The sequence below is a fragment of the Solibacillus sp. FSL K6-1781 genome (assembly GCF_038630735.1).
Classification (GTDB): Bacteria; Bacillota; Bacilli; order Bacillales_A; family Planococcaceae; genus Solibacillus; species Solibacillus silvestris.
The window spans coordinates 1,012,541-1,027,720 of sequence record NZ_CP152038.1 but is presented as its reverse complement, the minus strand read 5'-3'; the positions used below and the strand labels follow the sequence as shown (position 1 = coordinate 1,027,720).

16 protein-coding genes are annotated in these 15,180 nt (G+C 41.2%); 1 reads left to right on the top strand and 15 read right to left on the bottom strand.

The window, feature by feature from the left end; genetic code table 11:
* Position 1: 1 nt before the first annotated feature.
* The 13 genes from rnc to MHH37_RS04840 form a co-directional block, all read right to left on the bottom strand.
* Positions 2 to 763 (bottom strand): ribonuclease III, encoded by a 762-nt coding sequence (gene rnc, locus MHH37_RS04900; RefSeq protein ID WP_342575262.1) that lies wholly within the window; start codon positions 761 to 763, stop codon positions 2 to 4.
* Between the two features lie 203 nt (positions 764 to 966).
* Entirely contained in the window at positions 967 to 1,203 is a 237-nt protein-coding gene (acpP, locus tag MHH37_RS04895) for an acyl carrier protein (RefSeq protein ID WP_008403327.1), read from the bottom strand.
* Positions 1,204 to 1,481: 278 nt separating this feature from the next.
* Positions 1,482 to 2,228, bottom strand: coding sequence for a 3-oxoacyl-[acyl-carrier-protein] reductase (gene fabG, locus MHH37_RS04890; protein WP_008403328.1), 747 nt, complete (start codon positions 2,226 to 2,228; stop codon positions 1,482 to 1,484).
* Entirely contained in the window at positions 2,219 to 3,172 is a 954-nt protein-coding gene (fabD, locus tag MHH37_RS04885; protein ID WP_342575260.1) for an ACP S-malonyltransferase, read from the bottom strand. Before fabD ends, fabG begins: the two co-directional genes overlap by 10 nt.
* A gap of 25 nt (positions 3,173 to 3,197) precedes the next feature.
* On the bottom strand, positions 3,198 to 4,193 hold the full coding sequence (gene plsX / locus MHH37_RS04880; RefSeq protein WP_008403330.1) for a phosphate acyltransferase PlsX: 996 nt from the start codon (positions 4,191 to 4,193) through the stop codon (positions 3,198 to 3,200).
* Positions 4,190 to 4,762 carry a transcription factor FapR gene (gene fapR / locus MHH37_RS04875; protein WP_008403331.1) on the bottom strand — a complete coding sequence of 191 codons (573 nt, stop codon included), beginning with the start codon at positions 4,760 to 4,762 and terminating at the stop codon, positions 4,190 to 4,192. Before fapR ends, plsX begins: the two co-directional genes overlap by 4 nt.
* Positions 4,763 to 4,878: 116 nt before the next feature.
* The gene (locus MHH37_RS04870) at positions 4,879 to 5,298 is read right to left on the bottom strand and encodes a VOC family protein (protein ID WP_008403332.1); all 420 of its coding nucleotides are present in this window, start codon (positions 5,296 to 5,298) and stop codon (positions 4,879 to 4,881) included.
* A gap of 68 nt (positions 5,299 to 5,366) precedes the next feature.
* Entirely contained in the window at positions 5,367 to 7,406 is a 2,040-nt protein-coding gene (gene recG, locus MHH37_RS04865; protein WP_342575259.1) for an ATP-dependent DNA helicase RecG, read from the bottom strand.
* A 324-nt stretch (positions 7,407 to 7,730) separates the two neighbouring features.
* Complete coding sequence (gene sdaAA, locus MHH37_RS04860; protein WP_342575258.1) at positions 7,731 to 8,651, bottom strand: L-serine ammonia-lyase, iron-sulfur-dependent, subunit alpha; 921 nt, start codon at positions 8,649 to 8,651, stop codon at positions 7,731 to 7,733.
* An 11-nt stretch (positions 8,652 to 8,662) separates the two neighbouring features.
* Positions 8,663 to 9,325: an L-serine ammonia-lyase, iron-sulfur-dependent subunit beta gene (gene sdaAB, locus MHH37_RS04855; RefSeq protein WP_008403337.1), complete on the bottom strand. Its 663-nt coding sequence runs from the start codon at positions 9,323 to 9,325 to the stop codon at positions 8,663 to 8,665.
* Between the two features lie 313 nt (positions 9,326 to 9,638).
* Positions 9,639 to 11,285 (bottom strand): DAK2 domain-containing protein, encoded by a 1,647-nt coding sequence (locus MHH37_RS04850; protein ID WP_342575257.1) that lies wholly within the window; start codon positions 11,283 to 11,285, stop codon positions 9,639 to 9,641.
* Positions 11,286 to 11,303: 18 nt separating this feature from the next.
* Positions 11,304 to 11,666: an Asp23/Gls24 family envelope stress response protein gene (locus tag MHH37_RS04845; protein WP_008403339.1), complete on the bottom strand. Its 363-nt coding sequence runs from the start codon at positions 11,664 to 11,666 to the stop codon at positions 11,304 to 11,306.
* Between the two features lie 474 nt (positions 11,667 to 12,140).
* Entirely contained in the window at positions 12,141 to 13,034 is an 894-nt protein-coding gene (locus MHH37_RS04840) for a diacylglycerol kinase family protein (RefSeq protein ID WP_342575255.1), read from the bottom strand.
* A gap of 215 nt (positions 13,035 to 13,249) precedes the next feature.
* Between MHH37_RS04840 and rpmB the strand changes: the two genes are divergently transcribed.
* Positions 13,250 to 13,438, top strand: coding sequence for a 50S ribosomal protein L28 (gene rpmB / locus MHH37_RS04835; protein ID WP_004227417.1), 189 nt, complete (start codon positions 13,250 to 13,252; stop codon positions 13,436 to 13,438).
* Positions 13,439 to 13,886: 448 nt separating this feature from the next.
* On the opposite strand, the gene MHH37_RS04830 is transcribed toward rpmB, so the two are convergent.
* Positions 13,887 to 14,516 (bottom strand): thiamine diphosphokinase, encoded by a 630-nt coding sequence (locus MHH37_RS04830; protein WP_065216448.1) that lies wholly within the window; start codon positions 14,514 to 14,516, stop codon positions 13,887 to 13,889.
* The gene (gene rpe, locus MHH37_RS04825; protein ID WP_065216449.1) at positions 14,513 to 15,178 is read right to left on the bottom strand and encodes a ribulose-phosphate 3-epimerase; all 666 of its coding nucleotides are present in this window, start codon (positions 15,176 to 15,178) and stop codon (positions 14,513 to 14,515) included. Before rpe ends, MHH37_RS04830 begins: the two co-directional genes overlap by 4 nt.
* Between the last annotated feature and the right edge of the window lie 2 nt (positions 15,179 to 15,180).

Below are 15,180 nucleotides of genomic sequence, written 5' to 3'. Positions count from 1 at the left end.
GTTATTCCTCCTCTTGCTTTGACTGCTTAAGCATTAGCATGGCACATTGCGCTGCTTGCTGCTCAGCCTCTTTCTTTGATTTTCCACGGCCAATACCTAACTCTTGGCTGTTTAACAATACGCGTGAAACGAATGTTCGATTATGTGCTGGACCTTTTTCATCAACTATTTCGTAATTTAAAAGGCCGTTATTTGTTTGTTGAATAATTTCTTGTAATTGACTTTTAAAATCCATCACATGCGAAAAAGCACCGACTTCAACTTTAGGGAATACGACACGTTCTAAAAATGCGACAACAACTTCTAAACCTTGATCTAAATAAAGGGCTCCGACAAATGATTCAAATACGTCAGCAAGCAATGCCGGACGTTCACGACCACCTGTTAATTCTTCGCCTTTACCTAATAATACAAATTGTCCGAAGTTCAATTCGTTCGCAAAAACAACTAGTGATGGCTCACATACGATTGATGCACGTAATTTCGTAAGTTCCCCTTCGCTCATATGCGGAAATTTTTCAAATAAATATTTTGATACAGATAACTCTAATACAGCGTCCCCTAAAAATTCTAATCGTTCGTTGTCCGTAAATAATTTGCGGCGATGCTCATTCACATAAGATGAATGTGTAAATGCTTGATATAATAAATCTTTATTCTGGAAATGAATGTTCATTTCGTTTTCTAAAATTTCAAATTGTGATTTTACTTTTTCAGGGAGTACACCGGGTTTCTGGTTGTTCCCTTTTTTTCTATAGGTCATGTAATTCTGCCTTCCTTCTAGTTTCTATCGTTTAGTTTACCTTGTTCTATAGCATTGTGCAAAGGGTATCAGTCAAAAACCTATCAAATTTCACTATATTTATTCAGCCCACTAGAAATGGCAATTTAACGAAATTTTCAGACGTAAAAAAGGCTGTACAAAAGTCGTTGTGACTTAGTACAGCCTGGTGTTTTATAAATGAATTAGCTAATTTTGCTTTCGATGTATGAAATTGCATTACCAACTGTTGCAATTTTTTCTGCATCTTCATCAGAAATTTCCATATCGAACTCATCTTCAAGTTCCATTACTAACTCAACAACATCTAATGAATCTGCACCTAAATCCTCACGGAATGATGCTTCTAATTTCACTTCGCTTTCGTCAACGCCTAAACGGTCAACGACTACTTTTGAAACACGCTCAAATACTGTAGACAAATCAGTCACCTCCCCTCAATGCATGCTACTTTAATAATATCACTAACAATGCTTTCTACTACTAACAAGCGAAATTAGAGCTCGCTTTCCACGGGCGTGAGGCCAACACGATGTTGGTCACAAAAGCGTTGCCACAGGACGTGGCGCTCTTAGCTTTTGTTCCTTGTCTCAGGCATCACGCTTATCCCGCAGGAAGCTCGCTTGTAGCGAAAGGCATCGCCGGCAGCTACACTCGGCCCTTCACTCAAATCAACTAGATGGCTTATATTTCAATCATATTAAGCCATTACCATGCCGCCGTCTATTTGGAGCGTTTGGCCTGTAATGTAGTTGGAACTGTCTGATGCGAAAAATACGACAGCTTTTGCGATATCTTCCGGTTGACCTAGTTTTGCCAACGGAATTTGTTTAAGCATGCCTTCTTTTAAATCCTCCGGTAAGCCTTCCGTCATTTCCGTTGTAATAAAACCTGGTGCAATTGCATTGACTAAAATATTACGAGACGCAAGCTCCTGTGCAGTTGTTTTCGTCAGACCGATCACACCCGCTTTTGCCGCTACATAATTAGCCTGTCCAGCATTTCCGGCAACCCCAACGATTGAAGAAATATTAATGATGCGACCTGCACGCTGTTTCATCATTTGACGCGTAACAGCTTTTGTACAAAGGAAAACACCTTTTAAATTCGTATTGATGACATCATCCCATTCGTCATCTTTCATACGCATTAATAAATTATCGCGAGTGATGCCCGCATTGTTTACTAAAATGTCGATCGAACCATACGTATCAAGCGCTGTTTTCATTAAATTCTGCACAGAATCCGTATCTGCCACATTCGCCTGTACGGCAATTGCTTCGCCGCCATTTGCTTTAATTTCTTCTACAACTTCCTGCGCCTTTTGCTCGCTCCCGCTATAATTGACAACGACTTTTGCCCCTTCACTTGCCAATTGTAATGCGATCGCGCGACCAATGCCACGGGATGCCCCTGTTACGACAGCACATTTCCCTGTTAAACCCATTGTTTCCACTCCTTTGATGCCTCAACAACTTGTGTCAAACTCGCCTCATCATATACACAGTATGTTTGTACATTGCGGTCAATTTTTTTCACTAAGCCTGATAATACTTTTCCTGGTCCGCACTCGATAAAGACCGTTACCCCTTCAGCAATAAGCTTTTCAATGTTTTGTTGCCATTGTACGGAGCTTGTTACTTGGGCTACCATTTCTTCTTTAATCGCTTCAACAGTTGTTATGAGCTCTGAAGTCACATTGCTCACTACCGGAATGTTTGGTTCCTGTAATGGTAAATTTGCTACTGTATTCTTTAAATTATGTGCCGCTTCCTGCATTAATGAACTATGGAAAGGACCACTTACGACTAATGGTAAAGCTCGTTTTGCTCCTGCTTCCTTCGCTCTTTTACATGCTTCGTCAACACCTTGTTTCGTCCCTGAAATCACAATTTGGCCCGGACAGTTGAAGTTCGCTACTTGAACGACTTCTCCTTCAGCGGATACTTGCTGGCAAATGGCGTCTAGTTTTTCTCCGTCTAACGCCAATATAGCTGCCATTGCTCCTTGACCTGCAGGTACTGCCTCGTCCATAAATACACCCCGTCTATGAACCGTTTGAACTGCATCTTCAAAATCAATTACTCCTGAAATGACAAATGCACTGTACTCTCCTAATGAATGTCCCGCAGTATATTGCGGTGCAATACCAGCTTCAATCAGCTTATTTGCGATCATCACCCCTGATGTCAATAAAGCCGGCTGAGCATGGTATGTCAGTGTCAATGTTTCTTGTGGACCGTTTAACATATAGTCCGACAATGGCAGGTTTAACACTTCGTCCGCTCGTTTATAATACTGTTTGCTTACTTCATCATTCGCAACAAACTCCGCACCCATCCCTACAGTTTGTGAACCTTGTCCTGGAAAAATAAAAGCAATTTTTGTCATTTGATAATCCCCTTTGTAAATACGCTTATTCTGGCTTAGGCAATTGCTCGATTTTTTCGGCAATTGTTTCGCATACTTTATGCTCTACCATAATTGTCGCTTGACGAATCGCACTGTAAATCGCACGTGCATTCGATGAACCATGTGCTTTAATAACAGGTGCTTTCAGGCCGAATAAAGCCGCCCCACCGTATTCTGTATAGTCCATTTTACCTTTTAGCTGTTTTAAGTCATTCTTTACTAATGCAGCAGCAATTTTCGTTTTTGTCGTAGCAAATAACGCTTCCTTCAACATTTTGAATACCGTGCCTGCCGTACCTTCGATTGTTTTCAGCACCATATTGCCTGTAAATCCGTCCGTTACGACCACATCAGCGACCCCATTCAGCAATTCTCGTGCTTCTACATTGCCTTCAAAGTTAAAATCCGCTTCTTTTAGTAATGTGAATGACGCTTTAGTTAATTCATTCCCTTTTTTATCTTCTGTACCGATATTTAATAATCCAATTCGAGGTGCTTTTTGACCGCGAACTTGCTTCACATAAATATCTCCCATAATTGCGTACTGTAATAAGTTTTCAGGTTTTGCATCTGCATTGGCACCTAAATCAAGCATAAGGAAGCCGTCGCCATTAATTGTTGGTAAAGTTGTTGCTAATGCAGGACGCGCTACTCCATCAATACGTCCTACTTTGAAAAGTCCGCCTGCCATTAAGGCACCAGTATTCCCTGCCGATAAACAAGCGTCCGCCTTTCCTTCAGCAACTGCATCCAGCATACGAGCCATTGAAGAATCTTTTTTGCGGCGTACTGCGCGTGCCGGATCGTCCTCTGCCTCTACAACTTCACTACAATGAATAACCGTTAAGCGTTCGTGATTTTTTAAATATGGCGCCATTTTCTGTTCATCGCCATATAGATCAATCGTTAATTTCGGAAAATCTTCAAGCGCAATAAAGACTCCTTCTATGATTGCCTGTGGTGCGTTATCTCCGCCCATACCATCTACTGCTATTTTCATGTTGTTTCTTCACCTTTCATCCGATACATTTCAAACTCTCCCTTGAAAACTACTTCATTATCAACGGAAGAAGTCACTTCGATAAATGTACGGTTTTTATCAGGGTTTTTCCCTTTTACAACAGCCTTCGTTACGACACGATTGCCTGCACGAACCGGCTTTACGAAAGCTACATTTGATTTTACAGTAAGGGCAAGCTCATCATCAATTACTGCAACCGCCAAAGAATTGGCCTGTGCAAATAAATGGTGACCGCGCGCTATGCCGTTGCGCTGGAAAACATGTTCTTCTCCAACATCAAATATTGAAATTGCCCGATTATCCAGCTCTATATCAATAATTTCACCGATGACCTCATCAAGTGGCAACGATTTTACTTCATCATATTTTTTAGCAGCAACATCTTTAATACGTTCACGCAATTCCGGAATAGCGAGTTCCATGCGATCCAATCGAATTGTTTGAACGCTCACATTAAATTCAGCTGCTAATTGTTCATCTGTCACGAAAGGATTGTCTGCGATCTGTTCAGTCAATAACGACTGTCGCTCTTTTTTGGAACGCTTCATCGTATTTGTTACCTACCTTTAATTTTCTAAAAGATTAGTATTAGCACTTGGTACTAATATCAATATACATGTATAAAAAAAAGAACGCAACAACTTTTTGTTGCGTCCTTGAAATCTTAAGCTTCCAAGCTTAGCTGCCACAGCACACCAAACTTATCTGTTACTTGCCCATAGCACTTGCTCCAAAAGGTCTCCTGTAACTCCATTACGATCTTTCCGCCTTCTTTTAAACCATCGAAAATAAATCGGATTTCCTGCTCGTCTTTTGACGTATAGGCAATACTGATATTGTCCCCTACCGTCACTTGCGGAGAGCCCGGATACGTATCGGAAAACATCATTTGACCTTCCTCCAGTTCAATTTGTGCATTCATGACCAAATCTTTTGCTTCTGGCGGAATAGGGTGTTCAGGATTTGGCGGTAACTCTCCAAATGTTGAAATCGTTACACTTTTGGCATTAAACAGTTCTGCATATAACACTACTGCCTCTTTTGCTCGTCCATTTAACACGAAATACGGATACATGTTTCCCATCTTATTACCTCTTTTCAGCATTTTTAAGTAGCCTAAATAGTTTTCCACCAATTACAGGTTCTAACCGTTTAATCGATTCGTTCTCCTTGCATAACTCCAGAAGCCGTTAAATCTTCTCGTAAAAATTCATATTCCTGATCTTTCCAGAATGCTTCATCATAGAGCATTTTCTCGGCATCCTGTCTTGCCGTTTCAAGAGCCCGGTAATCATGGACAAGGTCGGCCAATTTAAATTCCGGCAACCCGCTTTGCCGTTTTCCGAAGAAATCCCCTGATCCTCGCAGCTCCAAATCTTTTTCAGCTAGGCGGAAACCATCATTCGTCTCGGTCATACTCATCATACGTTCTTTTCCTTCATCTGTTTTCGGATCGGCAATCAGCACACAATAGGATTGATGTTCTCCACGACCAACACGTCCACGAAGCTGGTGAAGCTGCGCCAAACCAAAACGCTCGGCATCATAAATTGTCATGAATGTCGCGTTTGGTACGTTTACCCCAACTTCGACAACAGTTGTCGATACAAGCACATGAATTTCCCCATCACTAAATGCTCGCATGACCGCATCTTTTTCGTCAGAATGCAATCGACCATGCATCAGGCCGATTTCAAAACGGGTGCCGAAATACGCCTTCAATTGTTCGTAAGCTTCCACTGCATTTTGCACATCCAGTTTATCGGACTCTTCGATTAACGGCGCAATGACATACGCTTGGCGGCCTGCTTCAAGTTCTTGGGTCATGCGCATCAGCACACTGTTCAGCTGTTCTTTTTTCAGCCAATGCGTTTCAATTTCTTTACGCCCAGCAGGCAACTCATCAATAATCGAAACATCCATCTCACCAAAAGCTGTAATGGCTAATGTACGCGGAATAGGTGTTGCGGTCATGAACAGTACATCCGGATTTTCGCCTTTTTCACGAAGTATACGACGTTGTTCTACACCAAAACGATGCTGTTCATCCGTTATGACAAATCCTAGCTTCTTGAATTCAACATCCGGCTGAATGAGTGCATGTGTCCCAATAAGAATATCGATTTCTCCTGCTGCAAGTTGTGCCAATAATTCACGGCGTGCCTTTGTCTTTGTCGAGCCCGATAATAATGCTATCTTAACGCCAATCGGATCAAACCACATATGCAGGTTTTCTGCATGTTGCTCTGCTAAAATTTCGGTCGGCGCCATTAGAGCCCCTTGATATCCTGCCGTTACAGCTGCATATAGTCCGATCGCTGCCACGACAGTCTTTCCAGATCCTACATCCCCTTGAAGCAGACGATTCATACGTTGCGGCAATAACAAATCTTTGCAAATTTCATTGACAACCCGCTTTTGGGCACCTGTAAGCTCATATGGCAATGTTGTTATAAATGCTTTTAATTTTTCCAGATCAAAGCGAACGGAAATTCCTTTCTCATTTTCCTTATTCGCTTTTCTCAGAGCTTGAATACGCAGCTGGAACTGCAGTAATTCCTCATATACGAAACGGCGACGGGCCTGTTTTGCATGATCTGCATTTAGCGGAAAATGCACCCCTTCGAGCGCTTCTTGAATATTAACTAACTGATAGCTTTCACGCAGATAATTTGGCAATGTTTCAGGCAGTTCTTCCTTCACAGTATCCAACGCCTGGCGCATATATTTACGGAAGCGCTTTTGCTGAGTATTCCCCTTTAAACTATAAACAGGTTCAAAATCCACTTGTTCTATTTTCGGTCCGAATGTCACGGACGATCCGACAATAACTTGACGTCCGCGATCCCATTTACCGGTAACGGTTATGATGCCGCCAGTTGAAATTTTTTGCCGCAAATAATTTTGATTGAAAAACACAACTTTAATTAAATGTCTTCCTGCAAGAGCCGTAAATTGTAGTCGGGATTTATTTTTCCCTAAAAATAATACGGTCGGTTCACTTTCGACACGTGCTTCAATCGTCACACGCTCATTATGCGGTGTTTCAGTTAAATCTTTTAATCGAAAATCTTCATGGCGGTATGGAAATGTCCAAATCAAGTCATGGATTGTCTCGATGCCAATTTTCATTAAATTTTCGGCTGTTTCTTTTCCGATTCCCTTTAATTGTGAAACTGGCTCATGAATCATTGTCGACACTTCCTTTACGAATTTTTTATCCCGCATTAGCGGGTAGTAAATGCCCGATTGGTTCGGGCCGACACGATGTTGGTCACACAAGCGTTGTCACAGGACGTGACGATTTTAGCTTGTGTTCCTTATAATCAGTGTGGGATGACCCCTCTGATTGAAGTTTCACTTTATAGTTTAACAATATCATAAAATGGGTGCATACGTTCTCTCATTAACTAAAAAAAGAACACAAAAATTTGTGTTCAATTTTTTATTAATTCAATGCAATATTATAACAAAGAGATAATTTCCTTATTAAATTATTATATTAATAAACAAACGTTAGTTACTGCCTACACGAGATTTGAGCAGGCTTTTCAGGTCTCCGCCTTCAAAGATTGCATGGGTAATCGCTTTGCCTGTTGGTGTTGCGGCTAAACCGCCTCGCGCTGTTTCTTTCAAGTTCGGGCTCATTGCCTGACCGATTCGGTACATTGCGCCGATTACCTCATCACATGGAATGCGGCTTGTCACACCCGCCAATGCCATATCCGCTGCGACTAATGAGTTGGATGCACCCATTGCATTACGTTTAACACAAGGTACTTCCACTAAGCCTGCAACCGGGTCACATACTAATCCGAGCATATTTTTCAGCGTGATGGCAAATGCTTCCGAACTTTGCTGCGCTGTTCCGCCAGCCATTTCTACAATCGCCGCCGCCGCCATTGCCGATGCACTGCCGACTTCTGCCTGACAGCCGCCTTCTGCACCTGAAATCGAAGCATTGTTCGCAACGATAAATCCAAATGCTCCCGAAGTGAATAAATAGCGAATCATTTGTTCACGTGTCGGATTTAATTTATTTTGAACTGCAAATAATGTCCCCGGAACTACTCCCGCTGAACCTGCTGTTGGAGTCGCACAAATTGTACCCATTGCCGCATTCACTTCATTTGTTGCAACAGCTTTGCTGACAGCATCAAGTAAAAGGTCTCCGGCTAATGTATTGCCCTTTTTAATATAGTTTTGAATGAGTACAGCATCGCCGCCCGTTAAACCTGTTACAGACTGTACACCATTTAATCCGCGCTCTACTGCTTCTTCCATAATCGTTAAGTTGCGGTCCATCTGTTTAAAAATATCTTCACGAGAGCGACCTGTAATTAACATTTCCTGCTCAATCATTAACTCGGAAATAAGCTTTCCTTCTCTCTCAGCCAACTCCACTAACTCTCGAACACTGCGGAATAAAACATCCATATTTGTCACCCCTAGTTATTAATTTTCGATACCTTCGTAATATGTGGAATATATGAGATTTGCTCTAACAGACGCTTATCTATATTTTGATCGACTTCAATTACCATTAAAGCCGTTAATCCACGTTCAATACGCGATACTTCCATATGTCCAATATTGACATCATGCATGGCCAAACAGTTCGCCACGTTTGCAATACAGCCGGCACGGTCATCATGCACAACCAGAATTGCCGGCATCCCGCCTGTCAGACGCAGCTTAAAGCCATTTACTTCGCTAATCTCAATTTTACCGCCACCAATTGAAATACCTTCAACGCTCATTTCCGATTCATCATCGCCCATTAAAATGCGCGCAGTATTCGGATGCTCTTTATTGGCTGTTTCAGGAATAAACTCAAACTGTAGGCCTGCTTTTTCCGCTTCAGCAAAAGAAGTTTTAATCCGTTCATCATCCGTATCGTAATCTAGTAGTCCACCTATAATTGCCACATCCGTACCATGACCGCGGTATGTTTCGGCAAAAGAACCGTATAAATAAATTTTCGCCCATTTCGGCTGACGTCCAAACAAATCGCGTGCAACACGTCCAATACGTGCTGCCCCTGCTGTATGTGAAGAGGACGGACCAATCATAACAGGTCCAATAATATCAAAAACCGAAGTAAATTTCATAAAGTTATCCCCCCATATTCTTTTATACTTTCATTTACTCCTAGTGTACTCATTTTTTCTGCAATTAACAAACTTCTTGTTGTAAAAACAGAATAATAACCATAATGAGGATTAAACTCCATAAGTTAACGCTGACAATTAAGCGGTTAGATGGATAAATCAATAGAATTATTCCCCTTATTTTCCACCAATTAGGTCTCACTACTGTAAATACCGCAAATTTTGGGTTTATTACCGAAGCGCCCGCTTAAGACACTTAAACATAATGAAAGCAGTGCATACTTGAAAGTACACACTGCTTTCACTATTTATTTTATTCTACAGATAAAATGAACGGATAAAGGGATTGTTTACCTTCAACAATTTCCACTTCAGCATCCGGATAATTTTCTTCGATAAAGTTTTGTAATTCTTCGGCTTGTTCAGCTGTTGCATCTTCACCATAAATGATTGTGATGATTTCTGAATCTTCATCCATCAATCCTTCAAGCACTTTTTTAGCTGCATCCATCATTTCAGGAGTCGATAAAATAATTTTACCTTCAGCCAATGCCATATAATCATCTTTACGGATTTCAACACCGTCGATCGATGTATCACGCACGGCAAATGTTACTTGACCAGTCTTTACATGTGCAAAGCCTTGTGTCATGTTTGCCTTATTCGTTTCAACTGACTCGGCAGGATTATATGCTAAAATAGCTGCCATTCCTTGAGGGATCGTTTTTGTCGGCACAACCGCTGCTTCAATTTCCAGAAGTTCAGCTGCTTGCTCTGCCGCCATAATGATATTTTTGTTGTTCGGTAAAATTAGTACTCGCTCTGCACCAATTTCTTTTACCGCTTTTACGATATCTTCTGTAGAAGGGTTCATCGTCTGTCCGCCTTCAATTACATAAGAAGCACCGATCGAGCGTAGAAGATTGGATACACCTTCACCCATTGCAATCGTTACAATCGCATATGGTACTTTTGTTTTTTGCTGTTTCGCAGGTGCTTGTGGTGCATCGTTGACAATCGCAGAATGCTGTTCACGCATATTGTCTACTTTAATTTTAATTAAGCTACCATATTTTTGACCCGCTGCAAGTACGGCACCTGGAGTTTCCGAGTGTATATGTACTTTTGCAATTTCATCGTCCGAGATGACCAGTAATGAGTCGCCCATCGGATTCAACTCTTGGCGGAACTCCTCTTCATCAAAAGGCGCTTTGTCTTCTTCGAAACGCACCATGATTTCTGTACAGTATCCAAATTCAATGTCAGATGTGTCCATGAAGTCTTGTACACGGTGATGTTCTGCACTAATTAAATCATCCAGTGAAGATTCATTTTTTTCCGGTAATGGCTCGCCTTTCATAGAAGCAAGGAATCCTTCATAAACGAACAGTAAACCTTGGCCGCCACTATCGACAACGCCTACTTCTTTTAATACAGGTAAAAGATCCGGCGTGCGGTTTAATGATTGTTTTGCTTCCTCGATAAACGCTTCCATCAAGACAATCATATCTTCTTCTGTTTCAGCAACTTCCACACCTTTTGCCGCCGCTTCACGAGCAACCGTTAAGATTGTCCCTTCCACTGGTTTCATAACGGCTTTATAGGCAGTATCTACGCCAGCCTGGAATGCGTTCGCTAAGCCTTTTGCATCGATTTCAGCTTCTTTTTCAATCGCTTTACCGAACCCGCGGAATAACTGCGATAAAATTACGCCTGAATTTCCGCGTGCGCCCATTAGTAAGCCTTTTGATAAAGCCTGAGCTGTTTTACCGATATGTGCACTTACATTGGCTTCTGTTTCATCTGCACCAGATGTCATTGATAAATTCATATTTGTCCCTGTATCACCATCCGGCACAGGGAATACATTTAGCGAATCTACATATGCTGCATTTTGGTATAGGTGATGTGCACCCATTTGTACCATTTCAGCAAATTTAATTCCGTCTAAAGACTTCATTCGATTCATTTCCTCCTCTTACACGTTCGCAACACGAACGCCTTGAACAAAAATATTAACTGATTTAACGCTCATACCTAATGTTTTATTTACTGTATATTTTACTTTGGATTGTACTTGATAAGCGATTTCAGAAATTTTCGTACCATAGCTTACAATAATGTACATATCAATATGTAAGTCATCACCTTCTTGGCGAATGAGCACACCTTTTGCAAAATTCTCTTTTCGTAAAATATCTGTTAATCCATCACGAATCTGATGTTTTGATGCCATGCCTACAATGCCATAGCATTCAATCGCTGCTCCACCAGCAATTTGAGCAATAACATCATTGGATATATCAATATGACCGAATTCGTTATTTAATTCTACTGACATAGTGAATGCCCCCTTGGCTCTATTTGACTAATTTATATTGTACTACACAAAAGTCGATTATAAAAGAAAACGTTCATCTACGTCTAGCCTGAAGTCGTTTTTTTGAATTTCTCTTTATTAAGAATCTCTTTATTTTTAATCTTTCAATAAAGTGAAATTTCAATCAGTTAGGTTCTTTATCCCCACTGAATGCAAAACAACATCATATATTTTTTTGCACAACCTATTTAGAGTATTCGACAATTTTCAGTTGTTATACAAGGAAGCATCTTTGAAACATATCACTGACTATTTTAGCTCAATACCCAAATATATGTTTATCCGCACATTCCACTACAGGCTGACGCTTTCCGCGGGCGTGGGCCATTCCTCACCGCTACGCTCTTGCGGTATATCGGCCGTCACGCTTATCCCGCAGGAGTCGCCGCCTTCCATTCCATATGCTTAGTTGCCAGCCGACTATTTATTACGTACCTATTTTGGTCGAGTCCCACTATTAACCGCGAAAAATTCGATATGATTATGCAAAATGGATATTTTTGCAGGAAGTTGGCTGATTAAGTCTCCGTCAACATTCAGCGGAAATGCTTCAGTCGCTTTTATATGCATTTCACGTGCATTCAATTTAATAATATTGTCATCGTCCTCATAATTGCCTGTAAGCAAATTTTTAGCCGTCCCTACTACTTGTAGTGTGCTCGTAGTTTTAATAATAAATCCGTGCAAGAGGCCGTCTGATTTATCGGCATCTTCATTTAGTTGGCGGAAGCTTCCGACTGAATCGGTTAATACACATATGAAGAGCATCATATTTTCTTTATACGTTTGTCCATCTGCCGTTACTTCCATTTCGTAGGAGTCATTTTGAATGGCCGCTTTCACTCCTTCAAATAAATAGGCGAGCGATCCAAGAGATGTTTTTTGCTCTACCGACACGTCACCAACCGCTTCTGCCAATAATCCGATTGCAATAACATTCGTGAAATAATGATCGTTCACTTTCCCGATGTCCGCTTTTGTTGTTTTTCCGCCAAGTAACGCTATCGCCTCATCAGGATCAAGCGATATGTCCAATGCACGCGCAAAATCATTGACTGTACCTAATGGAACAACTCCCACAACAGGGCGGTGAGGCTGCTCGGCAATTCCGTTGATCCCTTCATTTAGTGTACCGTCTCCGCCGACTAAAATGACCGCATCATATTGCTCATCACATGCCATTTTAGCAAAGCGGGTTGCATCCTTCTCACCTTCTGTTTCTTTTACAATGACTTCATAATTATGTAATTGTCCGATAATTTTCTTTTCATAATCACTTGCTTTTTCTTTCCCTGAAGATGGGTTGATGATGACCATACACTTTTTCATAAATATTTCCCCCAAATAATTAGTTTATATAGTACATTACCTTTTCCAGGAAGTTTTTAATCCCGATTAAGCAAAATGGGGTGTAAAGGTTTTTTTCTTGAAAGGTTATGTAAAATGTCTTGCACTCATTGACTCTGTATGTTAAATTATTATGGTATGTGAAATAACGAACTGAAATAAAGATTTCAGATTCAGCTGTAAGGAGGAATTTTACAATGCCAAAACAATGCGTAATTACTGGCCGTAAAGCTCGTACAGGCAACAACCGTTCACACGCTATGAACGCTAACAAACGTACTTGGGGTGCTAACCTTCAAAAAGTTCGTATCTTAGTTGACGGTAAGCCAAAACGTGTATGGGTTTCTGCTCGTGCTTTAAAATCAGGTAAAATCGAGCGCGTATAATCGCGTATAGAGTATCAGCAATTTGCTGGTACTCTATTTTTTTGCAAAAAATGAACAAAAGCGCTAAAGCGCCCGTTCAACTCCGAGGGGGTATAACGCCACGTCCTTGTGGCATGCCCCCAATGGCTCACATCGTGTGAGCCTCAGACATTGGAAGGCCCGACGCAAAAGTAAACGGTTCACCACTTTTGCACGGAGGGACTGGAATGGCCGAGGAGTTGGCGCTTTAGCCTGGACGGGGACAAAAACTTGTTTCCAGGTTATCCATAGTGCGATAGTATATAATTTCCTTAACAACATAAAAAATACAGCCCATAATCACTATGAGCTGTAGACAGGATCTTTATTTTTCTTTTTTATCTCTACGAAACAACTTCACGCAGCCTCTTGCCACACCGCTTAACCATTTTGGCATTTGGAATGTATATACTTTCAGTGTTGTTCCTCCTTAATCTTTACTCTTTATCATTAAACATATGCCTTCCCTAAATGAAATAGACCCTGTACCTATTATTTCATTGCTTGTGAAACGCGTTGTCCCCTGTTCAATCACTTCATCTGTCGTCTCATATTTAACACTACGCAACGTCACGTTTCGCAGAGTCTTTCCATAGGCAAAAAACGATACGTAAGAATAATAGTCTTCTGTCAAAATATGTGTACCCGGCAGTAAAAATTGAATGATATTATGAGAATTAATGATTTTAAAAGTAATATGAGGATGCTGCTGCTGCATGAGAAATACAGACCGCAATGTCGCTTCATAATGATCTAAACGCCCGCCTGTAACACCCGTTAAAAAGACTTCCTGCGGCTCGTATGTGAGTGCCTTCTGCAAGGCTAAGTCTGTATCCGTCTCATCTTTTTCTGCTTGAAATTGTTCAACATGGTCTACAGCTTCGGAAATCCGCGCAAATTCCTCCGCTGTAATGGAATCAAAATCGCCGACAATACTATGTGGCTGTATGCCTTTGTCCACTAAATATAATGCCCCCCGGTCGACTCCAATCCAGACATCCGGTGTTAAAGAAAAGGCGACCTCATGAACGGGGCCGCCTGAGCAGATTGCTACAATCATTGAATTGCCGCTAATCCTGCTTGTTTAATTTCCTGTAAAGCTTGTGCGCGATCTTCTTTACTGTAAATAGCTGAACCAGCTACAAAAACCGTTGCACCTGCTTTTGCACAAGGTACGATTGTTTCAGCGTTAATTCCGCCATCAATTTCAATTTCGATATTCAAGCCACGTTCTTTAATAATTTTCGATAATGCTTCTACTTTAGGCACAACCGATTCAATGAACTTTTGTCCGCCAAAGCCAGGGTTTACCGTCATAAACAGCACCATATCAACATCTTCCAAAATATGCTGTATTGTTTCAATCGGCGTATGCGGATTTAATACAACACCCGGTTTCACACCATGTGAACGAATTAACTGAATCGTACGGTGCAGATGGCGGCATGCTTCAACATGTACCGTAATATAATCTGCGCCCGCTTTCGCAAACTGTTCAATATACTGGTCCGGATTTTCAATCATTAAATGTACGTCCATCGGTAATGTAGAAAGAGGACGAATGGCTTCTAATGCAATTGCACCAAATGAAATATTCGGTACGAAATGACCGTCCATTACATCGATATGAATCAATTCGGCTCCTGCTGCTTCTACTTCTTTTACTTCTTGTCCCAGCTTTGCAAAGTCTGCTGCTAAAATTGATGGTGCAATTTTAATCATGT

Excerpts from the sequence above, each read along its gene's own strand:
- rnc (WP_342575262.1), bottom strand. The coding sequence starts at position 763 with ATGACCTATAGAAAAAAAGGGAACAACCAGAAACCCGGTGTACTCCCT.
- fabG (WP_008403328.1), bottom strand. The coding sequence starts at position 2,228 with ATGGGTTTAACAGGGAAATGTGCTGTCGTAACAGGGGCATCCCGTGGC.
- fabD (WP_342575260.1), bottom strand. The coding sequence starts at position 3,172 with ATGACAAAAATTGCTTTTATTTTTCCAGGACAAGGTTCACAAACTGTA.
- plsX (WP_008403330.1), bottom strand. The coding sequence starts at position 4,193 with ATGAAAATAGCAGTAGATGGTATGGGCGGAGATAACGCACCACAGGCA.
- fapR (WP_008403331.1), bottom strand. The coding sequence starts at position 4,762 with ATGAAGCGTTCCAAAAAAGAGCGACAGTCGTTATTGACTGAACAGATC.
- MHH37_RS04870 (WP_008403332.1), bottom strand. The coding sequence starts at position 5,298 with ATGGGAAACATGTATCCGTATTTCGTGTTAAATGGACGAGCAAAAGAG.
- recG (WP_342575259.1), bottom strand. The coding sequence starts at position 7,406 with ATGATTCATGAGCCAGTTTCACAATTAAAGGGAATCGGAAAAGAAACA.
- sdaAA (WP_342575258.1), bottom strand. The coding sequence starts at position 8,651 with ATGGATGTTTTATTCCGCAGTGTTCGAGAGTTAGTGGAGTTGGCTGAG.
- sdaAB (WP_008403337.1), bottom strand. The coding sequence starts at position 9,325 with ATGAAATTTACTTCGGTTTTTGATATTATTGGACCTGTTATGATTGGT.
- MHH37_RS04850 (WP_342575257.1), bottom strand. The coding sequence starts at position 11,285 with ATGAAGTCTTTAGACGGAATTAAATTTGCTGAAATGGTACAAATGGGT.
- MHH37_RS04845 (WP_008403339.1), bottom strand. The coding sequence starts at position 11,666 with ATGTCAGTAGAATTAAATAACGAATTCGGTCATATTGATATATCCAAT.
- MHH37_RS04840 (WP_342575255.1), bottom strand. The coding sequence starts at position 13,034 with ATGAAAAAGTGTATGGTCATCATCAACCCATCTTCAGGGAAAGAAAAA.
- rpmB (WP_004227417.1), top strand. The coding sequence starts at position 13,250 with ATGCCAAAACAATGCGTAATTACTGGCCGTAAAGCTCGTACAGGCAAC.
- MHH37_RS04830 (WP_065216448.1), bottom strand. The coding sequence starts at position 14,516 with ATGATTGTAGCAATCTGCTCAGGCGGCCCCGTTCATGAGGTCGCCTTT.
- rpe (WP_065216449.1), bottom strand. The coding sequence starts at position 15,178 with ATGATTAAAATTGCACCATCAATTTTAGCAGCAGACTTTGCAAAGCTG.